The organism is Streptomyces sp. NPDC048461, from assembly GCF_055587105.1.
In genome coordinates this window covers 203,339-228,420 of sequence record NZ_JBVJGW010000004.1, presented here as the reverse complement: position 1 = coordinate 228,420, position 25,082 = coordinate 203,339, and the positions used below count along the sequence as shown (strand labels likewise).

General features: G+C 72.8%; 21 protein-coding genes. 12 read left to right on the top strand and 9 right to left on the bottom strand.

Translation table 11 applies throughout. The annotated features are described in order from the left end of the window. Positions 1–14 precede the first annotated feature (14 nt). From ACZ6S8_RS09210 to ACZ6S8_RS09200, 3 genes are all read right to left on the bottom strand, one after another. On the bottom strand, positions 15–707 hold the full coding sequence (locus ACZ6S8_RS09210; RefSeq protein ID WP_469453936.1) for a PadR family transcriptional regulator: 693 nt from the start codon (positions 705–707) through the stop codon (positions 15–17). Positions 708–815: 108 nt separating this feature from the next. After that, positions 816–1,364 (bottom strand): hypothetical protein, encoded by a 549-nt coding sequence (locus tag ACZ6S8_RS09205; protein WP_469453934.1) that lies wholly within the window; start codon positions 1,362–1,364, stop codon positions 816–818. A gap of 152 nt (positions 1,365–1,516) precedes the next feature. Beyond that, positions 1,517–3,166, bottom strand: coding sequence for a Stk1 family PASTA domain-containing Ser/Thr kinase (locus tag ACZ6S8_RS09200; RefSeq protein ID WP_469453932.1), 1,650 nt, complete (start codon positions 3,164–3,166; stop codon positions 1,517–1,519). Between the two features lie 230 nt (positions 3,167–3,396). On the opposite strand from ACZ6S8_RS09200, the gene ACZ6S8_RS09195 reads away from it, so the two are divergent. Further along, positions 3,397–4,986: a protein kinase domain-containing protein gene (locus tag ACZ6S8_RS09195; RefSeq protein WP_469453930.1), complete on the top strand. Its 1,590-nt coding sequence runs from the start codon at positions 3,397–3,399 to the stop codon at positions 4,984–4,986. Positions 4,987–5,085: 99 nt separating this feature from the next. Here the strand turns inward: ACZ6S8_RS09195 and ACZ6S8_RS09190 are convergent, their stop codons facing one another. Together ACZ6S8_RS09190 and ACZ6S8_RS09185 are read right to left on the bottom strand one after the other, a co-directional pair. After that, a complete protein-coding gene (locus ACZ6S8_RS09190) occupies positions 5,086–5,502 on the bottom strand; it encodes a pyridoxamine 5'-phosphate oxidase family protein (RefSeq protein WP_469453928.1) in 417 nt (138 codons plus the stop codon). Positions 5,503–5,621: 119 nt separating this feature from the next. Then, entirely contained in the window at positions 5,622–6,284 is a 663-nt protein-coding gene (locus ACZ6S8_RS09185; protein WP_469453926.1) for a response regulator, read from the bottom strand. A 325-nt stretch (positions 6,285–6,609) separates the two neighbouring features. On the opposite strand from ACZ6S8_RS09185, the gene pdhA reads away from it, so the two are divergent. From pdhA to ACZ6S8_RS09155, 6 genes are all read left to right on the top strand, one after another. Continuing rightward, positions 6,610–7,818 carry a pyruvate dehydrogenase (acetyl-transferring) E1 component subunit alpha gene (gene pdhA / locus ACZ6S8_RS09180; protein WP_469453924.1) on the top strand — a complete coding sequence of 403 codons (1,209 nt, stop codon included), beginning with the start codon at positions 6,610–6,612 and terminating at the stop codon, positions 7,816–7,818. A 5-nt stretch (positions 7,819–7,823) separates the two neighbouring features. Continuing rightward, the gene (locus ACZ6S8_RS09175) at positions 7,824–8,804 is read left to right on the top strand and encodes an alpha-ketoacid dehydrogenase subunit beta (protein ID WP_351274039.1); all 981 of its coding nucleotides are present in this window, start codon (positions 7,824–7,826) and stop codon (positions 8,802–8,804) included. A gap of 31 nt (positions 8,805–8,835) precedes the next feature. Further along, positions 8,836–10,272, top strand: a complete 1,437-nt coding sequence (locus ACZ6S8_RS09170) for a dihydrolipoamide acetyltransferase family protein (RefSeq protein WP_469454335.1) — start codon at positions 8,836–8,838, stop codon at positions 10,270–10,272. Between the two features lie 167 nt (positions 10,273–10,439). Then, positions 10,440–11,375 carry a GNAT family N-acetyltransferase gene (locus tag ACZ6S8_RS09165; RefSeq protein ID WP_469453922.1) on the top strand — a complete coding sequence of 312 codons (936 nt, stop codon included), beginning with the start codon at positions 10,440–10,442 and terminating at the stop codon, positions 11,373–11,375. 45 nt (positions 11,376–11,420) lie between these two features. Further along, on the top strand, positions 11,421–12,185 hold the full coding sequence (locus ACZ6S8_RS09160) for a hypothetical protein (protein WP_469453920.1): 765 nt from the start codon (positions 11,421–11,423) through the stop codon (positions 12,183–12,185). Between the two features lie 163 nt (positions 12,186–12,348). Beyond that, positions 12,349–15,108 carry a PKD domain-containing protein gene (locus ACZ6S8_RS09155; protein WP_469453919.1) on the top strand — a complete coding sequence of 920 codons (2,760 nt, stop codon included), beginning with the start codon at positions 12,349–12,351 and terminating at the stop codon, positions 15,106–15,108. Between the two features lie 131 nt (positions 15,109–15,239). On the opposite strand, the gene ACZ6S8_RS09150 is transcribed toward ACZ6S8_RS09155, so the two are convergent. The 3 genes from ACZ6S8_RS09150 to ACZ6S8_RS09140 form a co-directional block, all read right to left on the bottom strand. Next, complete coding sequence (locus tag ACZ6S8_RS09150; protein WP_469453917.1) at positions 15,240–16,205, bottom strand: GNAT family N-acetyltransferase; 966 nt, start codon at positions 16,203–16,205, stop codon at positions 15,240–15,242. Further along, positions 16,202–18,322 carry an ATP-binding protein gene (locus ACZ6S8_RS09145; RefSeq protein WP_469453915.1) on the bottom strand — a complete coding sequence of 707 codons (2,121 nt, stop codon included), beginning with the start codon at positions 18,320–18,322 and terminating at the stop codon, positions 16,202–16,204. The genes ACZ6S8_RS09150 and ACZ6S8_RS09145 overlap by 4 nt, the downstream gene beginning before the upstream one ends. 278 nt (positions 18,323–18,600) lie before the next feature. Then, on the bottom strand, positions 18,601–19,209 hold the full coding sequence (locus tag ACZ6S8_RS09140) for a DUF6879 family protein (protein WP_469453913.1): 609 nt from the start codon (positions 19,207–19,209) through the stop codon (positions 18,601–18,603). A 432-nt stretch (positions 19,210–19,641) separates the two neighbouring features. Between ACZ6S8_RS09140 and ACZ6S8_RS09135 the strand changes: the two genes are divergently transcribed. The 5 genes from ACZ6S8_RS09135 to ACZ6S8_RS09115 all read left to right on the top strand — a co-directional run bounded on the left by ACZ6S8_RS09135 (position 19,642) and on the right by ACZ6S8_RS09115 (position 23,784). Further along, entirely contained in the window at positions 19,642–20,289 is a 648-nt protein-coding gene (locus ACZ6S8_RS09135) for a hypothetical protein (RefSeq protein ID WP_469453912.1), read from the top strand. Between the two features lie 123 nt (positions 20,290–20,412). Then, on the top strand, positions 20,413–20,655 hold the full coding sequence (locus tag ACZ6S8_RS09130) for a mycoredoxin (protein ID WP_469453911.1): 243 nt from the start codon (positions 20,413–20,415) through the stop codon (positions 20,653–20,655). Next, positions 20,612–21,313, top strand: coding sequence for a TIGR04222 domain-containing membrane protein (locus ACZ6S8_RS09125; protein ID WP_469454333.1), 702 nt, complete (start codon positions 20,612–20,614; stop codon positions 21,311–21,313). The genes ACZ6S8_RS09130 and ACZ6S8_RS09125 overlap by 44 nt, the downstream gene beginning before the upstream one ends. Positions 21,314–21,494: 181 nt before the next feature. Further along, entirely contained in the window at positions 21,495–23,378 is a 1,884-nt protein-coding gene (locus tag ACZ6S8_RS09120) for a C1 family peptidase (protein WP_469453909.1), read from the top strand. A 25-nt stretch (positions 23,379–23,403) separates the two neighbouring features. After that, positions 23,404–23,784, top strand: coding sequence for a hypothetical protein (locus ACZ6S8_RS09115; protein WP_469453907.1), 381 nt, complete (start codon positions 23,404–23,406; stop codon positions 23,782–23,784). On the opposite strand, the gene ACZ6S8_RS09110 is transcribed toward ACZ6S8_RS09115, so the two are convergent. Further along, positions 23,768–24,961 carry a DUF418 domain-containing protein gene (locus tag ACZ6S8_RS09110; RefSeq protein WP_469453905.1) on the bottom strand — a complete coding sequence of 398 codons (1,194 nt, stop codon included), beginning with the start codon at positions 24,959–24,961 and terminating at the stop codon, positions 23,768–23,770. The genes ACZ6S8_RS09115 and ACZ6S8_RS09110 overlap by 17 nt on opposite strands. Between the last annotated feature and the right edge of the window lie 121 nt (positions 24,962–25,082).

Genomic DNA, 25,082 nt, shown 5'->3' with positions numbered 1-25,082 from the left:
CCTGGGACGGTGGATCAGCCCCGCCGCGTGCGGGCGGCGCGGGGCGGGGTGGTGGTCGGGTCGGTACGGGAGGAGCCCGCGGCGGTGGCGGTCGCGGCCGCCGGCGGGTCCGGGGGCTCGGCGGCCTGGGGCGGTCGGGGTGCGTCGGCTCTCCGGTCGGCCGGCAGGGAGAGCCGTACGAGCCGGGCCTCGCAGTGGTCGAGCCAGCGGGCCTCCGCCTCGGTCTGGAAGATCAGCTGTTCCAGGACGAGCAGCCAGGCCACGTCGTCGCGTTCGCGGGTCTCCCCGTTCTCGACGGCGGCGAGCGCCCGGGCCTTGAGCCGGGTGTAGTCCTGCATCGCCCGGATGGTGGCGTGCCGCTGGGACTGGATGACGGCGCGGATGTCCACGCCGGGCGAGCCGACGGCCATGGCGAGCTTGATGGACAGTTCGTCACGGGGCGGGTTCGCCCGGTCGACCGGGCGCTCGTACCACTGGCGCAGTTCGGCGCTTCCGGTGTCGGTGATGGCGTAGAGGGTGTGCCCGGCGGCGTCCTCTCCGCCGGGCGCGACGAGACCGTCGCGCTCCAGGCGGGCGAGGGTGGTGTACACCTGCCCGACGTTCAGTGGCCAGGTGGAGCCGGTGCGGGATTCGAACTCGGTACGCAGCTGTGAGCCGTACCGGGGACCCCGTTCCAGCAGGGCGAGAAGGCCGTGGCGGATCGACATACCGAGTATGTATACCCAGTATGTTCACGCTGGGCAACCATCCTCCGGCGTACGTCCTGAGGGGGAGGCGGCCGCGGCCCGGGCCCGCCGTGGTCCGAAAGGACCGGCCTAGATCCCCCGGCGCAGCCGCGCCCCGAGGTAGCCGAGGCCCACTCCCATCAGGGCGCATCCGGTGCCCAGCGGCAGCAGGTGCGCGGCGAGGTCGGCGGCCCGCTCGTTCGGCGCGGTGCCGAGCACGGTGGTGGCCGTGGGGGTGGGGGTCGGCTCGGGCTTCGGCGGGGCGGCGGGCCGGGTGCGCGGCCGGACGGCCAGCGGGCGGGTGGCGACCATGGCCTCCCGGTTGACCGGGTCGGTCACCGGCCGGCCCGGCCGCTCCCGGCCGGCGCCGGGGGCGCTGCCGGCCAGGTCCCCGTACGCGGGGTCCGGGCGTTCGGGCGGCGGTTCGTCCCCGGACGGCCCGCCGACGGGCAGCCGGCGGTGCGCGGGCGCGGCGGGGACGGCCGCGGCGGCGGTGGCCGCAGCGGCGGCGCCGGGAGCGGTGAGCGCGTGGGCGGCCGGAGCGGCCGTCGCCAGTGCGGCGGCCGCCAGCGCGGCGCAGGCCAGCAGGCGCGTCGGACGGATCCGGGTGCGGCGCCGGGGGTGGAAGCCTTTGAACACGGGGAGCCCCTCCCGTCCCGAGCGACCGAGGTGTCTCGCTCAGATTTACATAGTGGGGCAAAAGCGGCATCCCGGGCGCCCCATCGGGGTGCCCGGGATGCCGGTGTGTCAGATTCCGCGGCGCCGCGGGGGCGTGGAGCCCGCGCGGCGTCCTACTCCGGGTAGCCGGTGGACACGGTCAGCGTGTACTCCGTGCCCTCCTTCTCGATCTTCTCGCCGGCGTTCGGGGACTGGGAGAGCACCGTGTCCTTGCCGAACACCGCCTCGTCCTTCTCGACGATCTTGTACTTGCCGCCCGAGGCCTGGATGCACGCCTTCACCGACAGCAGGTTCTTGTACTTCAGGTCCGGCGCGATGTACTTCCCCGCCTCGCTGTAGTGCTTCGTCGGCTCCTTGCACTTGGACGCGTCGATCGTGCGCGAGAGGTCCGCGTCCTTGAACCCCGGCTTGGCCGAGGCCGGAGCCGACGCCGAGCTGCCCGGGGAGGCGTTGTCGTCGGGGTCCTTGTCGCCGCCGCTCATCGCGATCGCCGTGATCAGGCCGCCGACGGCCAGCAGCGCCACCGCGACCGCGCCCACGACCACGGGCGTGTTCCGCTTCCCGCCCCCCGCCGAGCCCCCCTGGCCCGGCGCGCCCGCCGACGGCGAGATCGTGTAGGGCGGCGGGGTGTGCGGCGCGTACTGCTGCGGGGCGGGCGTGTGCGGGTAGGCGTAGCCGCCCTGCGCGTGCGCCTGCGGGGCCTGCGCCGGGTTCGGCGCGTACGGGGACGGCGCCGGGGTGTGCTGCGGCGGGTACGGCTGCTGCAGGGAGTGTTGCGGCGGTGCCTGGAAGCCGGACTCGACCGGCGGGAACACGGCCGAGGAGACGCCCGCGCCACTGCCGCCGGCCGGCGCGCCCTGGACGATCACCGGCGCGCCGGTCTGCCCGGAGCCCAGCACCCGCGCGACCTCGTCGCCCATGGCGGCGGCGGTGGGGAAGCGCTCGTTCGGGTTCTTCTTCAGGGCCCGCGCCACCAGCGCGTCCATCGCCGGGGTCACCGAGCGGTTGATGGAGGACGGGGCGACCGGCTCCTCCTGCACGTGCGCGTACGCGATGGCCAGCGGCGAGTCCGCGTCGAAGGGGAGCCGACCGGTCAGCAGCTGGAACAGCAAGATGCCGACGGAGTAGAGGTCGGAGCGGGCGTCGACGCCGCGGCCCAGCGCCTGCTCGGGAGAGAGGTATTGGGGGGTGCCGACGACCATGCCGGTCTGCGTCATCGAGGTGACCCCGGACTGCATGGCGCGCGCGATGCCGAAGTCCATCACCTTGACCACGCCGCGCTTGTTCACCATGACGTTGCCGGGCTTGATGTCGCGGTGGACCAGGCCCATCTCGTGGCTGGTGTCCAGGGCGGCCAGCACGTCGGCCGTCACCTTCAGCGCCTTGTCCGCCGGCATCGCCCCGTACCGGCGGACGTCCTCGTCGAGCACCGAGCCGAGCGGCCGGCCCTCCACGTACTCCATGACGATGTACGGCATCACCGCGCCGCCCAGCTCGCCCTCGCCGGTATCGAATACCGAGACGATGTTCGTGTGCGACAGTTTGGCTACAGCCTGGGCCTCGCGGCGGAAGCGCTCCCGGAAGGACTGCTCGCGGCCGAGATCGCTGTGCAGGGTCTTGACGGCGACCTGCCGGTCGAGCGCCGAGTCGTAGGCCAGGTACACGGAGGCCATGCCGCCTTCGCCCAGCAAGTCCCTTAGCTGGTAACGGCCACCGGCCAGAGAGCCGCCCGCGTACTGGCCCTGAGTGCCGTCCTGGCTCATGACTGTTGCTTCCCCTCGGGATGTGTCCCCGCGCGTCTGGCTGAGCGCAGGTCGGGCCCAGTCTGCCGGAGGGCAAGCACACGTCAAGCCGGGTTCCCGATCCGTGACCACACGGGCACAGGGTGGCTTTGTCCGAACGGCGAGCGGTTCGGAGGCTGTAGCGTTCACCGGAACAGCAAAGAAGAGGACAACCGCTGAGCGGCGGCCGAGAGAGACGACGGCGAGGACTGATGGCACCCGAACCCGAGGGAAACGGCGCCGGGATGGCCGACGGTCCTGAGTACTGGGGCGCCGGCGGCCTGGTGGGCGACGGCCGTTACCGGCTGACCCACCGCCTGGGCCGCGGCGGCATGGCCGAGGTCTTCGCCGCCGAGGACGTGCGCCTGGGCCGCACCGTCGCGGTGAAGCTGCTGCGCGCGGACCTCGCGGAGGACCCGGTCTCCAAGGCCCGCTTCACGCGCGAGGCACAGTCCGTCGCCGGCCTCAACCACCACGCCGTCGTCGCCGTGTACGACTCGGGCGAGGACCGGGTCGGCCCGAACACCGTCCCGTACATCGTGATGGAGCTGGTCGAGGGCCGCACCATCCGCGAGCTGCTGCTCAGCGCCGAGGCCCCGGGGCCCGAGCAGGCGCTGATCATCGTCTCCGGGGTCCTCGAAGCCCTCGCGTACTCGCACCAGCACGGCATCGTGCACCGTGACATCAAGCCGGCGAACGTCATCATCACCGACGCCGGCGCGGTGAAGGTCATGGACTTCGGCATCGCCCGCGCCCTGCACGGCGTGCAGTCGACGATGACCCAGACCGGCATGGTCATGGGCACCCCGCAGTACCTGTCGCCCGAGCAGGCCCTCGGCAAGGCCGTGGACCACCGCTCCGACCTGTACGCGACCGGCTGCCTGCTGTACGAACTCCTCGCGCTGCGGCCCCCGTTCACCGGCGAGACCCCGCTGTCGGTGGTCTACCAGCACGTCCAGGACGCGCCGATCCCGCCCTCGCACCTGCCCGAGGGCGGGTCGATCCCGCAGGAGCTCGACGGGCTCGTCATGCGCTCCCTCGCCAAGGACCCGGACGACCGGTTCCAGAGCGCCGAGGAGATGCGCGGGCTGACCCAGTACGCCCTCCAGATGCTCCACGAGCAGGGGGCGAACACCGGCACCTGGAACACCGGCCCGGTGACCATGGCGCTGCCGCACGGCCGGGGTCCGGCCGCGACGACGGCGATGTCCATGGGCGGCTCCGGCGGTCACCAGCAGTACCCGTCGCACGCCACGACCTCGCAGTTCCAGCAGCCGATGGTGCCCCCGATCAACCCGGACGACGGCTCGGCCTTCCCCGGCGGCCGCGGCGGCCAGGGCGGCTACGACGGGTACGACGACCGCGGCAACGGCGGCGGCCGCTGGAAGATGTGGCTGTTCGCGGTGCTCGCGATCATCGCGGTCGCGGGCGGCGTGGCGTACGCCGTCAGCACCATGAGCGGCGGCGGCAAGAAGGAGGAGCCGGGCAAGCCCCAGACGTCCCAGAGCACGCCCGGCACCCAGCCGAGCCAGCCCGGGACCGAGGAGAACCCGTCGCCGAGCGACGCGAGGCCCGAGACCGGCAACCCCACGTACAACCAGTCGTCGCCGACGCCGACCCGCCAGCGGACGCAGAGCGCGAGCCCGAGCCCGTCCGCTTCGGTGAGCCCGTCCGCGACGCCGTCGACGACGCCCTCCTCGAAGCCGTCGGCGACTCCGTCGACCTCGCCGACCCCGTCGAAGTCGGTGCCTCCGGTGTCGACGAAGCCCTCGGAACCGGCGGATCCCCAGGGCGGGGAGTGACGGCCCGGAAGTGACCGTGTGGAAGGGCCCGGCGGAATTGCTTCCGCCGGGCCCTTCTCCGTACGCGGCCGTACGCGGCCATAAGCGGCCGTACGTGATTCAGAGCGCGTGCTGGTACGCGCGTTCGGGATTGCCCGCCAGCGAGTGCACGGTGACGAACTGGGGTTCGATCCGCATGTAGACGGGGTCGAAGAGCGAGCCGTCCACGAAATGCGGCCCCGGGCCGAATAGTTCCAGTTCAGCGTTGGTCGGTTCGACGACCCGGGCGGTGCCGGTGAACTGGACCGACCACAGACGCGGGTCCCGGGAATTGAAGTTGTCGGCGCCATAGGCCACCACGCTGCCGTTGCAGGCCTGGTGGTAGCCGAAGCCGGAGTGCATTCTCAGCACGACCTTGCCGTCCACCACGATGTGCCGGGCGAGCGCGAGGAAGGGCAGCGCGCGCATGCTCGTGGCCACCCGGCCGTACGGCACCCGGCGCAGCAGTTCGACGGCGTGGAGTTCCTCTGGGGACATGCCGTCCACTGTCCGGTACCGGCAGGGCGCCGGGAAAGAGGAGCCCGCCCCCATGATCGGGGACGTTGGTCCCGAATGAAACCGTTTCCCCGCGGGCGGGCGCCGAGGGCGCCCCGGTGTCAGCGGCGCTTCTCCGCCTGCAGGCGGGCGACGTACGCGGCGGCCTGGGAGCGACGCTCCATGCCGAGCTTCGACAGCAGGCTGGAGACGTAGTTCTTGATCGTCTTCTCGGCCAGGTGCAGCCGCTCGCCGATGACGCGGTTCGTCAGGCCCTCGCCGATCAGATCGAGGATCTTGCGCTCCTGATCGGTGAGGTTGGAGAGGCGGTCGTCGCCCTTCCCGTTCTTGCCGTCGCGCAGCCGCTCCAGCACCCGGGCGGTCGCCACCGGGTCGAGCAGGGACTTGCCGGCCGCGACGTCACGCACGGCGCTGAGCAGCTCGTTCCCCCGGATCGCCTTGAGGACGTAGCCCGAGGCGCCTGCCATGATCGCGTCGAACAGCGCCTCGTCGTCGGCGAACGAGGTCAGCATCAGGCACTTGATGTCCTCGTTCTGCGAGCGCACCTCGCGGCACACCTCCACACCGCTGCCGTCCGGCAGGCGGACGTCGAGGACGGCCACGTCGGGGCGGGTGGCGGGGATGCGGACCAGGGCGTCGGCGGCCGTACCGGCCTCACCGACGATCTCGATGTCCTCTTCGACCGACAACAGCTCATGAACACCCCGACGCACCACTTCGTGGTCGTCCAGGAGGAATACCTTGATTTTTCCGTCTTCGCGCACGAAGTCAGTTTCACACACTCACCCCTTCCCTGCCGGAGTTACCCGGGATAACGTGCCGTTGTTCCGGCCCCCTGCAAGGCTGTGACCAGTACGTGTTCCCGGTTCGGCGTATTTACTTGGAAATCCAAGCAAAAACGCAGGTCAAACGGGGTTTCGCAGTTATGCGGCGTACTGGGTAACGTGCATTGCGCAGGGCACTCGCCGGGGCACCTGTCACGCCTGAATCCCGTACCGGACGCGCACCCACCCCGTGCGCGGGCAGGGACGCAGGTGAGCCGCACTGGACCCCGGAGAACCCGGGTGCCGGACCGACGGAGGAGCACACGTGACCGTGGAGAGCACTGCCGCGCGCAAGCCGCGACGCAGCAGTGGCACCAAGCGGGCGGCAGGCGCGGCAAGCGCCCGCGAGACCGCCGCTGCCACCGCACAGACGCAGGACGCCGTACCTCAGCTCGTACAGCTGCTGACGCCCGAAGGGGACCGGGTCGACGCCACGAGCAGCGCCGAACTCGCGGAATTCGCGCCCTTCGTCGCCGACATCACCACCGAGGACCTGCGCGGGCTCTACCGCGACATGGTCCTCACCCGTCGCTTCGACGGCGAGGCCACCGCGCTGCAGCGCCAGGGCGAGCTGGGCCTGTGGGCCTCGCTCCTCGGCCAGGAAGCCGCCCAGATCGGCTCCGCGCGGGCGCTGAACGACGACGACTACGTCTTCCCGACCTACCGGGAACACGGCGTGGCCTGGTGCCGCGGGGTCGACCCGACCAACCTGCTCGGCATGTTCCGCGGTGTGAACCACGGCGGCTGGGACCCGACGATCAACAACTTCCACCTGTACACGATCGTCATCGGTTCGCAGACGCTGCACGCGACCGGCTACGCGATGGGCGTGGCCAAGGACGGCGCCGACTCGGCGGTCATCGCCTACTTCGGCGACGGCGCGTCCAGCCAGGGCGACGTCGCCGAGGCGTTCACGTTCTCGGCCGTCTACAACTCCCCCGTGGTGTTCTTCTGCCAGAACAACCAGTGGGCGATCTCCGAGCCCACCGAGCGCCAGATGCGCGTACCGCTCTACCAGCGCGCCCAGGGCTTCGGCTTCCCGGGCGTCCGCGTCGACGGCAACGACGTGCTGGCCTGTCTGGCCGTGACCCGCTGGGCCCTGGACCGCGCCCGCCGCGGCGAGGGTCCGACCCTGGTCGAGGCGTTCACGTACCGGATGGGCGCGCACACGACCTCCGACGACCCGACGAAGTACCGGCGGGACGAGGAGACGGCGGCCTGGGAGGCGAAGGACCCGATCCTGCGCCTGAAGACCCACCTGCTGGCCTCCGGCGGCGCCGACGAGGCGTTCTTCGCGGAGCTGGAGACCGAGAGCGAGGCGCTGGGCAAGCGCGTGCGCGAGGCCGTGCGCGCCATGCCCGACCCGGACACCATGGCGATCTTCGAGAACGTCTACGCGGACGGGCACGCGCTCGTCGACGAGGAGCGCGCGCAGTTCGCCGCCTACCTCGCGTCCTTCGAGGGTGGGGAGTGACCGCCATGGCCATCGAGAAGATGTCGCTCGCGAAGGCGCTCAACGAGTCGCTGCGCAAGGCCCTGGAGACGGACCCGAAGGTCCTCATCATGGGAGAGGACGTCGGCAAGCTCGGCGGCGTCTTCCGGATCACCGACGGACTGCAGAAGGACTTCGGCGAGGAGCGGGTCATCGACACCCCGCTCGCCGAGTCCGGCATCGTCGGCACGGCGATCGGGCTCGCGCTGCGCGGCTACCGGCCCGTCGTGGAGATCCAGTTCGACGGTTTCGTCTTCCCCGCGTACGACCAGATCGTCACGCAGCTCGCGAAGATGCACGCCCGCGCCCTGGGCAAGATCAAGATGCCGGTCGTCATCCGCATCCCGTACGCGGGCGGCATCGGCGCGGTCGAGCACCACTCGGAGTCCCCGGAGGCGCTGTTCGCGCACGTCCCCGGCCTGAAGGTGGTCTCGCCGAGCAACGCCTCGGACGGCTACTGGATGCTCCAGCAGGCGATCCTCAGCAACGACCCGGTGATCTTCTTCGAGCCGAAGCGGCGCTACTGGGACAAGGGCGAGGTCGACGTCGAGGCCATCCCGGACGCGCTGCACGCCTCCCGGGTGGCGCGCGAGGGCTCCGACATCACCCTGGCGGCCTACGGCCCCATGGTGAAGGTCTGCCTGGAGGCCGCCGCGGCGGCCGCCGAGGAGGGCAAGTCGGTCGAGGTCGTGGACCTGCGGTCGATGTCCCCGGTGGACTTCGACGGCATCCAGGCGTCGGTGGAGAAGACCCGCCGGCTCGTGGTCGTCCACGAGGCGCCGGTCTTCCTCGGCGTGGGCTCGGAGATCGCCGCCCGCATCACGGAGCGGTGCTTCTACCACCTGGAGGCGCCGGTCCTGCGCGTCGGCGGCTTCCACGCGCCGTACCCGCCGGCCCGCCTGGAGGACGAGTACCTGCCCGGCCTGGACAGGGTGCTCGACGCCGTCGACCGCTCGCTGGCGTACTGAGGAGAGCCCTGTGACGATCCGCGAATTCAAGATGCCCGACGTGGGCGAGGGCCTCACCGAGGCCGAGATCCTCAAGTGGTACGTCCAGCCGGGTGACACGGTCACCGACGGCCAGGTCGTCTGCGAGGTGGAGACGGCCAAGGCCGCCGTGGAGCTGCCGATCCCGTTCGACGGGGTCGTGCACGCCCTGCTCTTCGGGGAGGGCACCACGGTCGACGTCGGCCAGGTGATCATCTCCGTGCAAACCGCACCGGGCGCCGCCTCGGAGGCTCCGGTCCAGGAGGCGGCCCCGGCCGCCGCGGCAGCGGCGCCCGCCGCCGCCGAGGAGCCGGCCCCCGCGGCCCGCCAGCCCGTGCTGGTCGGGTACGGGGTCTCCACCGCCTCCACCAAGCGCCGCCCGCGCAAGGCCCCGGCGGGCACGGCCGCGCAGAACGGCACGGCGGCGCCCGCTCCGGCGGCCCCCGCGGCGCCGGTCCCGGCGGCCGTCCCGGCGCAGTCGAGCGCCAACGGCAGCGCCTACGCCGCCGCGGAACGGCCCCTGGCCAAGCCGCCCGTGCGCAAGCTCGCCAAGGACCTCGGCATCGACCTGTCCTTCGTGGTGCCCACCGGGGACGGCGGGGTCGTGACCCGGGAGGACGTCCACGCGGCGGCCGCCGCGGCGATCGTCCCGCAGGCCGTGTCCCCCGCCGTGGCGGCGGCTCCGGCCGTCGCTCCGGCCGCCGCCGGGGCCCCCGCCCCGGCTGCCGCTGCCGCTGTGGCACCGGGTGTGCGGGAGACCCGCATCCCGGTCAAGGGCGTCCGCAAGGTCACCGCCCAGGCCATGGTCGGCTCGGCGTTCACCGCGCCGCACGTCACCGAGTTCATCACCCTCGACGTGACGCGCACGATGAAGCTGGTCCAGGAGCTCAAGGCCGATCCGGACCTGGCGGGGCTGCGCGTCAACCCGCTGCTCCTCATCGCCAAGGCCGTCCTGGTGGCGATCCGCCGCAACCCGGACGTCAACGCGTCCTGGGACGAGGCGGCCCAGGAGATCGTGCTCAAGCACTACGTCAACCTGGGCATCGCGGCGGCCACCCCCCGGGGGCTGATCGTCCCGAACATCAAGGACGCCGAGGCCAAGACCCTCGGCGAGCTGTCGGAGTCCCTGTCCTCGCTGGTCGCCACGGCCCGTGACGGCAAGACCTCCCCGGCGGACATGCAGCAGGGCACCTTCACCATCACCAACGTGGGCGTCTTCGGCGTCGACACCGGTACGCCGATCATCAACCCCGGCGAGTCCGCGATCCTCGCGGTCGGTGCGATCAAGCTCCAGCCGTGGGTCCACAAGGGCAAGGTGAAGCCCCGCCAGGTCACCACCCTGGCGCTGTCGTTCGACCACCGCCTGATCGACGGCGAGCTCGGTTCCCGCTTCCTGGCCGACATCGCGGCCGTCCTGGAACACCCGCGCCGCCTGGTCACCTGGGCGTAGCACCGCAGTCGAACTGCACGGATGGCCGGTCTCCGTTCCCGGAGGCCGGCCATCGGCGCGCCACCGGGCTCCGGGCCGTCGCCCGGGCGACGTGGCGCACCCCCGCAGGACGGCGAGGCCCGCCAAACCCCTGGCCGGAGGGGTATCCCCCGTGTGAGCATCGGCGGATGATCTTCCGCGCTGCCCTCGCAGACCCCGCCGACCTGGACCGCGCCGCCGCCTGGCCGGCCGACGCTCCCGTCCCCGCCCTGCCCGCCGGGAAGGTCCGTGAGGAGTTCGCCGCGCGCCGGATGCGTCCCGAGTGGACCTGGTTCGCCGAGGACGGGGACGGCCGGATCCTCGGGCGCGCCCTGTGGTGGGGCCGCGCCGACAGCGAGCGGCCCGTCGCCCTGGACTGCCTCCAGGTCGGGGCGGACGTCGTCGATCCGGCCGCCGTGGCGGCCGGACTGCTGGAGGCCGGCCACGCCGCGTTCGGCAACCGCCCCGGCTACAACCTCTCCCTGCCCCGCGGCTGGCGCGACGACCCGGCGACCGCCGCGGCGGTGGCCTGGCGCCGGGAGGCCGCGTCCGCCGGCGGGCTGACCCGGGAGATCGAGCGGCTCCGCTACGAGTGGACCCCGGAGGCCGGGACCGCCCCGTCCACCGGCCGGCTCGTCTTCCGCGACGGCACCGACGAGGAGTTCCTGGACGCCTTCACACGGCTCTCCCGGGACAGCCTGGACCTGGCCACCCGCACCGGGCTGCTCGTGAAGGACCCCGTGGAGCTGGCCCGCGAGGACATGGCGTTCTACCTCGACTGCCCGGGCGAGCGGTCCTGGTGGCGCCTGGCGCACCTGCCCGACGGCACCCTCGCGGGTCTGGCCGTCCCGTCCGCGACCCCGTACCACCGCAACGTCGGCTACCTGGGCGTCGTACCGGAACAGCGCGGGCAGGGGCTGATCGACGAGGTGCTCGCCGAGATCACCCGCTTCCACGCGGCCGCCGGAGCCGACCGCGTCACCGCGACCACCGACACCGTCAACGTGCCGATGGCGGCGGCCTTCGACCGGGCCGGGTACGAGGTGACCGAGATCCGCCTCGTCCTGGAGGACCCGGCCGGGTGAGGCGGTGAGCGGAGGGTCCGTACCCCGAGGCGGTACCCTCCCGGCGTGCCGATAGCCGAATTGCAGGTGTACTCCGTCGAGGAGGCCGACGTCACGGGCGGCGTGTGCGTGGTCCGGTGCGTGGGCGGGGTGGCGCGCGCCGGACAGGTGTACGCGGCGGGGGAGCTGCGGCTGGGCCTGCGCCGCATAGAGCGGTACGGGCGGACCGTCGCCTCCTTCGACGCCGGACACGTCGCGCGGGTCCACCTCACGGGCGCCGTGGTGGCCCTGCTCAGCCGGGGCCAGGTGCTGACGGCGGTGCCGCCGGACGGGCACCCCCTGGAGGTCCTGGAGGAGTGGCTGGCCACCGGCCCTCCGCTGGACGACGAACCCCGGCCGCGGTCCCTGCACACCCTGGCCGCGGCACGGATGCGGGACGAGCGGGCGCCGGACGGGGTCCGGCTGCGCTGGGGCGCCGTGGCCCTGGCGGCCGCCGACCGCTGCGCGCGGGCCGAGGGCGCCGACGCGCTGGCCCGGGGAGCCGAGCTGGCCGCCGTACGGGGCTACCTGATCCGGGAGTTCGGCCCGGGGCGCGGCGGTGACCCGGCGGCCCTGTGCCGGGAGCTGCTGGCGCTGATCGACCTGACCCCGCGGGCGGCGGCCGCGGAGGCCCGCGCCTGGCGCGACCTCCCGCGGGCGCGGATCCTGCACCTGCGCCGCATCAAGAACCTGCTCCCCTGGCTGGCGCTCGCCCGACCGCACCTCACGGACGACGACCCGCTGGCCGGCGCCGTGGACGCGTGGTCCGCGGTACGCCCCCGACTGCCGTGAGCGAAAGGGGGGTGACATCGGGTTTCGGTCATTGGATGATGATCGGAGTCTTCACGGGACCGCGTGCGCCCGACTGTCGCTGGGGGAACGGAACGTCTACCAGTCGTGCGGCGCCGCGGTACCCGGTGTGACTCCACGCCTCTTGGACGAAGGAACCCCACTGGTGCGTCCCACTCGCACGGCGGTCCTGCTCACCGCAGGTCTCGTCACCCTTTTCGGCGCGCCCGCCGCCACGGCCGCCGAGCCCCCGAGTCACCTCTACGTCAGCAACCACGACGGATCCGGCTGCTCCGACGCCGGTTCCGGCACGCGGGCCGTCCCGTACTGCACGGTCACGGCCGCGGCCAAGGCCGTGGAGCCGGGCCAGACGGTCCTGATCACCACGGGCAAGCCGTACCCGGAGGGCCTCACCGTCGACCGCTCAGGGAAGCCGGGCAAGCCCATCACCTTCCTGGCCGCCGGGCGCATGGGCGCCGAGGTGGTGGAACTGACCGGCGGCAAGGGCGTGAGCGTCACCGGCGCCTCCCACGTGGTGCTCGGCGGTCTGAAGACCCCCAGGGGCCTGCGGGTCACCGGGTCCACCGATGTCGTGATGGACCGGATGGAGCCCATGTACGGGTTCCTCGACTCCGTCGTGGTGGGCGGGGCGAGCAAGGACGTCCGTCTCAGCCGGAGCAGGCTGAGCACTGTCCGCATCGAGGGCGGTGCTCAGGGCACCGTGCTGAGCCACAACTTCGGGTACGGCGGCCGTCGGCCGGCGGTCGTCGTGGCCGACGCCCCGGGGACGGTCCTCACCAACAACACCCTCCACGGGCACTGCGGCGCGATCGTCGCGGTGGACGGGAGCTCGACGGGCTCCGCCGTCTTCAACAACGTGCTGTTCGCCGAGTCCACGCACGACTCCTGCGAGCCCGCCCCGGGGCACTGGGGACTCGCGGTCGAGGCGGCCGCGGCGGCGGGCACCCGCGTCGGCTACAACGTGATCACCGGGTTGCCGCAGGGCGGACTGACGCCGTACCGCTGGTCCGGTACCGACTACAAGGACCCGGCGGCGTTCCTGGCCGGGACGGGTAGGGGCGCGCGGGACATCCTGACCCCGTCGGGCGACGGCGTCGGCCCGCGGGACGGGTCGCCGACCGTCGACTCCGCCGACGCGACGGCCCCGGGCGTGCTGGCCGGCGACTTCGACGGTTCCCCGACCGCGGACGACCCGCGCGTGCCCAACACCGGCAAGGACGGCGGGTACCTCGACCGCGGCGCCTACGAGACCCAGGACCATCTGAGCCGGGTCCTGATGCACACCGACCAGACCTGGGCGCCGGTCGGGACCGAGGTGGTGGTGCAGACCGCTTCGGACAGCGAATGGCCCTCCGCCATGACCTACCACGTGGACTTCGGGGACGGGACGCCGCCGGTCGTCACCCGGCAGGTGAACGGCGCGTTCGCGATCGCCCGGCACGTCTACGGCACGCCGGGCGACCACGTCGTCAAGGTGACGGCGGTCAACGCCGTCGGGGTGAAGGCCGTCACGGAGCAGCGGGTCAAGGCGTCCCCCGCCGGCCCGCCGGTGGTGTCCTTCACCGCCGAACCGGCGCTCCCGGCCCCCGGCGACACCACGACGCACCTTCCCCCGCTCACCGTGACGTTCGACGCCTCGGCCTCGTCGCTGCCGTGGCCGGTCCAGAGCGTCGAGGTGCTTCCCGGTGACGGGCTCGTGGAGCGCCGCGACGGACTGGGCACGGTCCGGTACACGTACAAGCGGCCCGGCGAGTACCAGGCGACCGTCCACATCCGGGACGTCAAGGGGAACACGGCGACGCAGACCCGGACGGTGCGGGCGGACTACACGGCGTCGGGCTTCGTGGCGACCGAACCGTTCCGGCTGCTGGACAGCCGCGTCAACGGCGGCACGCTCGGCCCCGGCGCGTCCACTCCGGTGCGCATGCCGATCGGGCTGCACGCGTCGGGCTCCGCCTCGGCCGGCATGTCCGCGGCCGTCGTCAACGTGACGCTCACCGGAGCCACGCAGGACGCCTTCCTCAACGTCTCGCCGTACCGGCAGGACGCCCCGACGACCTCGAACCTCAACGTGAAGGCGGGCGGCACCGTCTCCAACACGGTGACCGTACCGGTCGACGATTCGGGCTTCGTGTGGCTCCGGCTCAACGCCGGCCGGGCCGACGTGATCGTGGACTTCGTGGGCTACTACCAGCCCGGCTCGGGCGACCGGTTCAGCCCCGTCGCCCCGACCCGGCTCGTGGACACCCGCGCCACGGGCGGCGCGGTGCCCGGCGGCACGACCCGTACGGTCAAGGTCGCGGGGGTCAACGGGATCCCGGCGGACGCCAGGGCGGTCGCGGTGAACCTGACGAGCACGGACACGACGTCGAACTCCTACGTGCTGGCCTACCCCGACCCGGCGAAGCGGCCCGTGGCGTCGAACCTGAACCCGGAGCCCGGCAAGGACAAGTCCAACCAGGCGATCGTCCCCGTGGGCCCGAACGGCACCATCACCCTCTACAACAACGCCGGTTCCACGCACCTCGTCGTGGACGCGGTGGGCTACTACGGCAAGAACGCCACGGCGCTCTTCACCCCGATGGCGCCCAAGCGGCTGGCCGACACCCGCACCACCGGCAAGCTCGCCCCGGGCGGGACCACGACGGCGGCCGGCCTGCCGTCCACGGCGACCGGCGCGGTCCTGAACGTGACCGCGACCGACACGACCGCGCCCGGCTTCCTCACCGTCTACGGGTACGGCGCCGCCCGCCCGCAGGCGAGCAGCCTCAACACCCTTCCGGGCCTGACCGTGCCCAACCACGTGACGACCCCGGTCGCGGGCGGCAGGGTCAGCGTCTACAACAGCGGGGCCGGTGCCAACCACGTGATCACCGACCTCCTCGGCTACTTCAGCCAGGGCTAGCCCCACCGACAGCACCCCGGAGCCCCGGCCCCCGCAGGACGCGGGGGCCGGGGCTCCCTGTCGTGGGGGCAACGGGTGCGGCCAGTTGCCGTCGGGAATGGAGGAACCGCTTCCGATCCCTGCTCTCAGTGTCATGCCCCGGGTGCTCTTCTCGTCCAGGTGGTCAGCACCGTCCGGTAGCCCTCCCGGGCCCACAGGGGCGCGGCGAACGGGTTGTGCAGGCTGTGGTGGAGGAGAACGCCCTGCGCACCGCGTGCACGAAGAGTCGCGTGCGCCGCTGCGATCAGGGACCGGCCGACGGACCTGCCCCTGGCCTCCGGTTCGACGAACAGCCGGGACAGGTAGCCCGTGGGCTCGGTCGTGACCTGTCGCTCGATCCACGCACCGTGCGGGTACTGCCCGTGCAGGAATCCGACCGGTACGCCGTCGATCAGCGCGGTCAGCACGAAGGACGGCTCCTCCGCCAGAGCGCCGGCCAGTTCCTCCGCCAAGAGGGTCCGGAGGGCAGGCCGCCGCGGCAGTACGCCCAACTGGTTCTCGAACAGGTGCAGCCACTCCGCCTGCTGGGCAAGGCGATCGAGGTCGTCCGGCCGGGCGGGGCGTACGGTCGCACCCCCTGGAGTGTCCGCTCGCTGCCCGAGCCTCTTCAGGACCAGGGAGGTGAGTGGGGCGAAGCCGTGCCGGACGAGCGGAGCAGCGCACACCGTGTCCAGACTGGGCCAGTTGAGCACCACGGACTGGTCGGGGTCCGGCTCGGAACCCGGGCCGGCGCCGGCATCGGCGGCTACTCGGCCGAGCAGGTTGGCCAGTACCTCGTCGACAGCCGCCGCGGGATCCGCTCCGAAGACACGCAGCTGTACCACGTGGCGGCGCAGCGCACCCCAGAGCGCCTCGTACGTGTCCTCGCCGAAGTGGTACTGCTGGATCCGGCCCGCGGCGAAGGCCCCGTTCCTGCTGGAGACTGCCAGGTCCGGGTCGTCGACCAACGCGGGCGCGGATGCCACCCGGGGGTCGATCCGGTGCAGTCTGCGATTGTGGCGTTCCATCAATGTCGGGATGGCGTCGGCCGCCGGACCGGCCGCGAGGCGCTCGCTCACGGGGCCAGCCCCGCGATCCGCTCGCGCTCGGCCGTAGCGCGGGTGTCGTCGAAACCGCTCAGGATGGCTGAGGCCTCCGCGGCACAGTCCGCGGCCTCCTGCTCATCACCGGTACCGGACAGGGCCAGAGCCAGATTGACCAGTGCCCTCGCGAGGGCCCATTGATCCCGCGTATCGCGGTACACGCTGATCGCCATGCGGTGGAAGCCTGCGGCCTCGGTGAGGCGGCCGAGATCCCGGTATGCCTCTCCCGCGCAGTCGTGCGCCGCCGCCTCGCGGTTGCGGTCACCGATCTTCCGCTGGACCACTGCCGATTCCTGACAGGACGCGAGGGCCTCGCCCGGCTTTCCGAGTGCGCGCTGGATCCGGGCGAGTTCCAGGAGCCAGAACGCTCCCCATGCAGTGAGCCGGTCCGTCCGGGCGATGTCGAGTGCTTGCCGCACGGTCGACAGGGCGGCCTCTGGTTCGCCCCGCTCCCGTTGCGCCATGGACAGGTAGAACAGGGCGTTTCCCTCGTTGGCCCTGTCCCCCACCTCCCGGCAGAGCCGTACCGATGCGGCGAGGTCAGCCTCCGCCGCGTCAAGCTGCAGCCCGTCGAACCGGGTCATGCCCAGGTTCGACAGGAGCAGGGCCTCCCATCGCTGGTCGGCCAGTCCGCGGAAGATCTCCCGCCCCTGCTGGAACCGCTCCTCGGCGGCCCTGAGGTTGCGGCGCCGCCAGGCGAGCAGACCCAGGGCGTTGACGGCGATGCCTTCGCCGTAGCGGTCGCCGGTGTCCCGACGCAGCCGTAGCGCCTCACAGTGGTGCGCCTCGGCCTCGTCGAGCCGCTGCGACTGCAAGTACGCCTTGCCCAGGCTGTCACGCAGTTCCGCCTGTCCCCGCCGGTCCCCGATGGCGGTTGCGGATGCCAGCCCGGTTTCGGACACGGCGATCCACTCCCGGAACGGGTTGCGGCTCACGTAGACGCTGCGCAGCAACGCGGCGATCCGCCAGGCGATTTCGTGTCGTCCTCCCGAGGCGGCCGCGTGGACGGCGGCCACGAGGTTGGCCTGCTCCAGCTCGAACCACTGCCAGGCAGCCGCACTGTCGGCGAACTCCGCCAGGACCTCTCCGGAGCGCGGCTCGGTCAGCGGGACGAGCCGGTCCAGAGGGGCGATGCGCGAGACCGCACGAGCCAGCGAGTGGAGGTAGTGGTCCAGGAGCCGGGCCAGCGCACTGGCCCTGGCTCCCTCGTCTTCGTACTGCGCGGCCTGCTGCGCGGCGTAGACCCGCAAGAGGTCGTGGAACTGGAACCTTCCGTGCGCGGCCTGTTCGAGGACGTGCGCTCCCGTGAGGACGTCGAGCGTCTGGCGGGCCGCCGGGACAGAGGTGCCGGCGAGAGTGGCTGCGGCGGACACGCCGAACTCGGGGCCGGGGTGCAGGCCCACGAGCCGGAACATTCGGGCGGCCGCGTCCGAGAGGGCCCGGTAGGACCAGGCGAAGACCGTCCGCACGGCGTCGGACTCGTCGTCCTCCTCCGCGGTCAGCGCTCCCCACAGCGCCGACTCGTCCCGCAGGTCCGCTATCAGCTCGTCGAGGGGCATCAGCGGTCTGCTGGACGCACGTTCGGCGGCGATCCGCAGGGCCAGCGGCAGCCGAGCGCACAAGCGGGCGAGCTCGGACAGCTCCGTGTCGCTGTCGGGGAGTACCCGGTACCCCGCCGTCACGGTGTGGAGCAGCTGCACCGCGTGCAGCTCGGAGAACACGTCCAGCACGAGCCTGTGTGCGCCGTCCCGGGCGACCAGACCGGAAAAGCGGTGCCGACTGGTCACCAGAACGAGGCAGTCCGGGTTTCCCGGGAGCAGCGGCCGGACCTGGCTGACCGTCGACGCGTTGTCCAGGATCACGAGCGCACGCTGATCGGCGAGCAGGGACCGGAAGAGGGCGGAACGGTCCTCCAGGCGTGCCGGTACCGAGGCGGGGGCGATGCCCAGGGCCCGCAGGAAGTGGTCGAGGGCCTGCTCCGCCGTGACGGGGTCGCCGGGATCGTAGCCGCGTAGGTTGACGTACAGCTGGCCACCGGGGAACCGGTCGCGTACCCCGTGCGCCCAGTGCAGGGCCAGCGAGGTCTTGCCCACGCCGGCTGTCCCGGTGATGACGTAGACCCCGGTGGCCCCCGAAGCGCCGCCCCGCTCCCGACCCAGGACCGCCTCGAGCGCCGAGAGCTCATGGTGGCGATTGACGAATCCTCCGACATCCGGAGGAAGCTGCCGAGGAGGATCGGGGCGACTCGGGTGCGTAGCACGATGGAAGTGGACTCCGCCGTGCACGTTTCCGGCCTGCACGACGTCGCGCGCGGATCCGGACAGGTCGGAATGCGATTCGATGTGTGGGGGCTCGTCGGACGACGATGCCATCAATGCTGCTCTCGCGCCGGCAGGATCCCCTCCCGGCTGAGGTACTCCCCGATGCCTTCCCCCTCGCCGTAGAGCCCTTGCACGAACTCCCGGCAGCGGGTCACCAGATCACGCCCGGTGTAGCGGACGGCGCCCTCCTGGAGACCGCTCTCGTCGTACAGCAGGCTGTACACCACCTCATCGCCCAAGGTGATCAACTCGGGCAGCACGCCGTCCTCTTCGTACGGGCGGACCCGCGACGCATCGATCACTCTGGTGTGGCCGCCGAGGTCGTCCCGCATGAGCAGCAGGCGCAGCTCCCAGCGCATGTAGTCGGTGAGAGGCTCCTCCACCACCCTGATGCGCCAGGTCTCGATCCCGTGGGACCGCAGCTTGGCGTAGTGCTGTGTGAGGGCCTCGCGGCGGTTGTCCAGCAGGGCCAGGGCCGCCTGCCAGTCGCCTTTGGAGAAGGCGACCCAGCTGTCGTCCGCGGGCTCCCGGAATTCCTGGAGGCGTTCCAGTTTCCAGAACCCGGGCCGGCCGATCCTCCAGAAGCGCTTCTCGAAATCCGACCAGTAGGCTTCCCCGAGCAGCCTCTCGCCCGATGCGTCCGCCAGTTCCTCAAGCATCCGGGGCTTCGCTCCGTACCGCCCTGGCCATTCCCCGGGGGATCACCACAAGACGCTCGCCCGCGCTGACACTAACCCCGTTCGGAAGACGTCCGGCATAGTTCTCGGTCAGGTCGCGTCCGATCACGACGACGTCCCCGTTGTCCAGCTCCCAGACATCCGGGCAACCCCCCTCGCCACCGCTGCCTGTCTCTCCCGGGTCGCGACCGCTGCCCGGATCCGTCGGCGCGATGCCGAGACGACGGACTAACGATGCCTGCGGGTCGGGACTCCAAACGCCACTCGTCATGGTCACCCTCCATGTCCGATGCAACTCTTGGAGTTACAAGCTAGCGCAACGGAGTTGGCGTTCCCACTGATTCGACACACACGGGCGGCATGGGTGGGAACGGTGGTCCGCCAGCGTCTGACCAGTGGAGAAGAGCTTTCCTCATGTGGTTCAACCTCACCTCCAGGATCTCCGGCATCACCCGGAAGAGAAGCCTCAACCCGCGCGACCGCCCCGACCGCGAGAGGGCGGCAGCCGCATGCGGCGAGCGATCCGCGGCATGCTGCCGCCTCGGAGCGGGGAAGCATCCCCTGTCCGGCGCCCGGCCGGACCGTGCCCCACAGGGGAAGACCATCGTGACCGGCGGAGGCATAGAGATGGAAGCCGAGTTGGCAGCCCTGGCCATGTCCGGGGCAACGGCCCTCATATCGGCGATGGCCACGGAAGGATGGGCCGACATCCGCGCCCGAACTGCCCGGCTCATCGGCCGCGACCGAGCCGAGGCAGAGGCGGTCGAAGGTGAACTGGAGAATTCCCGAACCGAACTCACAGCCGCTCGCGCACGAGGAAACCCCCGGCCCACCGCGGACATGCTGGAGGAGGACTGGCGGGCCCGCATGCGCCGCACCCTGAGCACCAACCCCGAAGCCGCCGCGCAATTGCGCGCACTCCTCGTGGAACTCTCGCCACCACAGGAGACGGAGAGCGGAACGGCCCACAACAGCATCACGGGCACCGTCCGCGGGCACAGCGTCCAAGCCCACACCATCACCGGCGGAATCAGCTTCACCCCGCCATCGCCCCAGGACTGAAGGGTCACCCGTGCCGGGCACGGGCGTCGCGGGTCGGTCAGAGTCCGCATTCGAAGAATCGACCTACGAGGGACAGGCCATGAACGAGGGTGTGCCCGTGACGGTGTGCGGGGTGGTGGGGTGGTGACGGCGGTCACGCTGTACTGGCGGCCCGGGTGTCCGTACTGCATCAGGCTGCGCGCGCGGCTGCGGCTCGCGCGGATCCCTTACCGGAAGGTCGACATCTGGCGGGACCCGGACGCGGCGGCCTTCGTGCGGAGCGTCGCCGACGGGAACGAGACCGTGCCGACCGTGGTCGTCGGCGACGGGCCGGCGATGGTCAATCCCTCGCTCGGACGGATCCGCGAGGCCCTGGCCGCCGCCTGACGGAACCTCAGGTTCACCTCTGAATACGGGTCCCCGCGGTTCGGCCGGGCCGGCCCGCGGACATCAACCCGGCGTGGACATCGTGGACGTGTACGAGGCGGCCCTCCTCGCGGGGGGACCGCGCCGGGTGGCCGAGGCGGCCGTGCTGAGGCTGCGCGACCGGGGGGCCGTCACCCTGACCGGGCCCCGGGTGCGGGCAGCGCGGGAGGCCGCGGACGGCGCGCACCCCGTCGAGCGGGCGGTGCTGCGGCTGTGCCCGCGCGGGAAGGCCCTGGCCGTCGTGCTGGCCGCCGTCGCGGCCGGGCCGGAGGTGGCCGCGGTCCGGCGGGCGCTGGTCGAGGCGGGGCTGCTGGGCCGGCGGCGCCCCACGGCCGCCGGGCGGCGGGCGCTCGCGGCGGCGCGGGCGGACGGGCGGTGGCCGGCGTACGTCTTCGAGGGCCGGCCGGTGCCCCGGGCGCGGCGGCGCTCCACCCCGCACGCCCCGCTGGACACGAGCATGATCGGCCGCGCCCTGGACCGCATCGGCCGCACCCTGGACCGGGGCATGGACCGCGCCGAACGGGCGGACCGGGCCGAAGGCGGTGATCACCCCGGCCACCCCGCCCACCCCGGCCACTCCTGCGGAGGCGGAGGCGGGGGCGGAGGCGGCGGGGACTGAGGCGGCCGCGCGGACGGCCTGGCGCCGCCCCGGCGGAGTCCGGTCGTCCGGCCTCCCCGGCGGAGCCGGAGCGGCACGCCCCCCGTGCCTCCGCGCGACCGTTCGGACCCCCTTGACGTCCCCCTCCGGCCGGGGGACGCTCCCGTGTCTCGCATCAAACGGTTGCAGCTGGGGGGCCGCCATGCCGGAGGAGACCGTACGGACGGTGGGGGAGCTGCGGGCGCGGCTCGCGGCGTACGGGGCGCGGTGGTCGGTCCTGGAGCACCTGGCCGACGCGGAGCCGCTGCCGCGGCCCGCGCTCGGTCTGGAGCCGGGGACGAACCTGACCACCGCCGAGGACGCGGGCACGGTCGATCTCCGCGCGCTCGTCGGACGGGAGAGCGGCAATCCGCACCTCACCCGGCGGCGCGCCGCGCACGGCCTGCTGCCCGGGGCGGCGGCCGCCGCGGCCCGGCCCGCGGCCGTGGACTGGCGCGGCCGCTGGGGGTGGCCCTGGATCACCAAGGTGAAGGACCAGAACCCCTGCGGCTCCTGCTGGGCCTTCGGCGCGGCCGGGCTGGTGGAGTCCATGGCCCGGATCGAGCACTGCGTCTGGGCCGAGCGCTCCGAGGGGGACGTGCACGACGGGCTCAAGTGCCCCTGCGGGCAGGGCGGCAACCCCGAGACGGCCCTGGACTGGGTCAAGGCGAACGGCGGCCTCGCCGACCCGGACTGCTGGCCGTACAGCACCCCGCCCCCGGGCCTGCCCGCCGCCCGCCGCGACGCCTGGCGGGCCGAGTACACGCCGAGCTGGGACCGGTCGGGGAGGACCGTACGGATCACCGACTACGTCCGGCTCGGCGACGTCGAGCAGCAGAAGGTCTGGCTGGACACGGTGGGCCCGCTGACGGCCTGCTTCGACGTGTACGACGACTTCTTCGCCCTCGGTTCCGGCGTCTACCACCGCACCGCCGGACAACTCGCGGGCGGACACTGCGTGTTGATCGTCGGGTACGACGACGCGGCCGGCTGCTGGCTGTTCAAGAACTCCTGGGGCACGGGCTACCACGTCGGCGGCTACGGCCGGATCGCCTACGGCGAGGTCAACATCGACCACTGGGCCAAGTGCGGCCTGCGCGGCACCAACATCGACCCGTGGAGCAAGCGCCGCCTGCACGCCGGCAACGTCTACGAGAGCGGCAACGGCCGCGCCCACCGCAACTTCGAGCTCCTCGCCACCACCACCGGCGGCCGCCTCCAGCACTGGTGGCGCGAGGGCGACGCGCCGTTCGCCTGGACCCGCGCCGAGGCCTTCGCGCACGACGCCTCCGGGCAGCCCGCCTTCACCGGCAGCACCTACAACCGCAACATGGAGTCCCTGCACGTGACCACGGGCGGCCGGCTGCGCCACTGGTTCTTCGAGCAGTCCGCCCGCGTCTGGCGCGACGGCGGCGCCTTCGGACCGGGGGACGCGGCGCCCGGCGCCACCCCCGCGTTCATCCAGAGCGACTACGGCAAGCCGGGCAACTTCGAGGCCGTGGTCCGCACCGCCGACGGGCGGCTGAACCACTGGTGGCGGATCAACGGCGCCCCCTGGTCGTGGCACGACGGCGGCCGCTTCGGCTCCGGCATCGCCCATCACGGCCCCGCCCTGGTCCAGACCCGGTCCCGGCGCCTCGACCTGGTCGCCGCCCTGACCGACGGCCGGATGCAGCTGTGGTGGCGGGACGACGCGAACGGCTTCGCCTGGCGGCCCGGGGAGGTCTTCGGCGCCGGGGCCGTGTCGGCGCCCTGCCTGATCGAGGGCCAGTACGGGGCCGCCGACGAGGACACCGCCGGGAACTACGAGCTGTGCGTGGCCGTCGCCGGCGGGCGCGTGGAGCACTGGTGGCGCGGCAACGCCTCCGGCTCGGCCTGGACCCGCAGCGCGGTCTTCGGGCACGACGTGCTCGCGGTCACCGGGATGCTCCAGGGCAGTTTCGGGTTCAACCTGGAAGTCGTCGCCCTGCGCACGGACCGCCTGCTCCAGCACTACTGGCGGGACGGCGCCGGCTGGCACGAGGGGGCCGTCATCGGCCCCGTCTGAGGGGCGAGGCGCGGGAAGGAGCCCGGTGGAGGTACGGAGCATCGTGCTGGACCCCGGGGAGGCGTACGAGCTGCGGCTCACCGGGCGCGGGGCGCGCGGGTACGTGTGGACCTGGCAGGTCACGGGCGACGCCGACGCGGTGGCGGTCGCGGAGGGCGCCCCCGCCCCCGCCCCGCCCGCCCCCGCCCCCGCCCCGCCCGCCCCCGCCCCGCCGGCGACCGCCCCGCCCGCCCCGGGCGCCGCCCCGCCCGTACCCGGCGCCGCGGTGGAGCGGTCGTACGTCGTACGGGGCCGCCCGCCCGGCGGCCGGGCCCGCATCCGCTTCGCGCAGGTGCGGCCGGCCTACCCGCAGGAGGCCCCGTACGACGAGTTCGTGCTGGACGTGGAGGTCAGCGCCGGGGCCTGAGCACCCGGTGCTGCACCGCTTCGAGGGGGCCCCGCTCGAACCGGCGCAGCCACAGCCACGACCCGGCGGCCAGGGCCAGGCCCACGGCCGCCCACAGGCCCATCACCCACCAGGGGCCGTGCCCGGCGTACCGCTCGGCGAGGCCCAGCCCGATCCCGTAGCAGAGCAGGACGCAGAGCACGTTCTGCGCGACGTAGCAGGACAGTGCGGTGCGGCCGATGCCGGAGAGGGCGCCGACCAGCGGGCGGGGGATCCACAGCCGGTCGAGGGCGGTGCCGATCAGGCCGATGTAGCCGACGGCGACCAGCGGGGCGACGGCGTAGCGGCCCAGGAGGAAGAAGCCCTCACCGCCGAGGGTGGTCGCGGCGGTCAGCGGCAGCCCGAGCCCGAGTCCCCAGGCGGCCGCCCGGACCCGGATGCGGCGGCCGGCGGCGGTGTCGGCGAAGGCGCCGGCGCGGTACAGCCGTACGCCGAGGAGGAAGAGGAAGACCAGCAGCCCGAAGGTGACGACGGGCTCGATGCGCAGGACCCCGGCGTGCTGCGCGCGGAAGGCGATCTGCTCGCCCCAGCTTCCTTCCGCGTACAGGGCGACGGCGTCCGGGTCCGGCCCGCCGGGGCCTTCCCCGGACCCGTCTGCCGCCAGGGCGAGGGTGAGCAGGGCGATCAGGGTCAGGTGCATCCCGCCGGCCGCCCACATGACCCGGCGGCGGACCTTCTCGGAGCGGGCCAGGAGCCGGGCGACGAGGAGCGCGGTGACCGCGTACCCCATCAGCACGTCCCAGGCGAAGACGAGCAGGAAGTGGACGGTGCCCTCGGCGAAGAGGAAGGCGGCCCGTCGCCGGTACCGGCCGGGCCAGGGCTGTCCGCGGCGGGCCGCGGAGTCGTACTGGACGGCCAGGCCCACGCCGAACAGGACCGTCAGCAGGGCCAGGAACCTGCCGTCCGCGATCGCCCGGAAGACGGTCTCGGCGATGCGGGCGGCGGAGGGGTCGGCGAGCGGGTCGCCCGCGCCGAGGCCGCCCTGGAGAACGGCCAGCTCCGAGCCGGGCGAGGCGAAGATCCACACGTTGGTCATGAGCGTGCCGAGGATGGCGGCGCCGCGCAGCACGTCGAGGAGGGGCAGGCGGCGGCTCGCCTTCGCGTCCGCGGCGGCGGGGGTGAGCAGGATGTCGGCCATGGCTCCAGCGTCCCGGCGGGCGCGGCCCCGCACGTCGTGCGGGCGGACGAAACCGCACTACATCCTTCGGTGCAGCGGGACCCGTCCGGGTCGGCCCCCTCCGCCCGGTCCACATCCTGGA

Excerpts from the sequence above, each read along its gene's own strand:
- ACZ6S8_RS09210 (WP_469453936.1), bottom strand. The coding sequence starts at position 707 with ATGTCGATCCGCCACGGCCTTCTCGCCCTGCTGGAACGGGGTCCCCGG.
- ACZ6S8_RS09200 (WP_469453932.1), bottom strand. The coding sequence starts at position 3,166 with ATGAGCCAGGACGGCACTCAGGGCCAGTACGCGGGCGGCTCTCTGGCC.
- ACZ6S8_RS09195 (WP_469453930.1), top strand. The coding sequence starts at position 3,397 with ATGGCACCCGAACCCGAGGGAAACGGCGCCGGGATGGCCGACGGTCCT.
- ACZ6S8_RS09190 (WP_469453928.1), bottom strand. The coding sequence starts at position 5,502 with ATGTCCCCAGAGGAACTCCACGCCGTCGAACTGCTGCGCCGGGTGCCG.
- ACZ6S8_RS09175 (WP_351274039.1), top strand. The coding sequence starts at position 7,824 with ATGGCCATCGAGAAGATGTCGCTCGCGAAGGCGCTCAACGAGTCGCTG.
- ACZ6S8_RS09170 (WP_469454335.1), top strand. The coding sequence starts at position 8,836 with ATGCCCGACGTGGGCGAGGGCCTCACCGAGGCCGAGATCCTCAAGTGG.
- ACZ6S8_RS09165 (WP_469453922.1), top strand. The coding sequence starts at position 10,440 with ATGATCTTCCGCGCTGCCCTCGCAGACCCCGCCGACCTGGACCGCGCC.
- ACZ6S8_RS09140 (WP_469453913.1), bottom strand. The coding sequence starts at position 19,209 with ATGCTTGAGGAACTGGCGGACGCATCGGGCGAGAGGCTGCTCGGGGAA.
- ACZ6S8_RS09135 (WP_469453912.1), top strand. The coding sequence starts at position 19,642 with ATGTGGTTCAACCTCACCTCCAGGATCTCCGGCATCACCCGGAAGAGA.
- ACZ6S8_RS09120 (WP_469453909.1), top strand. The coding sequence starts at position 21,495 with ATGCCGGAGGAGACCGTACGGACGGTGGGGGAGCTGCGGGCGCGGCTC.
- ACZ6S8_RS09110 (WP_469453905.1), bottom strand. The coding sequence starts at position 24,961 with ATGGCCGACATCCTGCTCACCCCCGCCGCCGCGGACGCGAAGGCGAGC.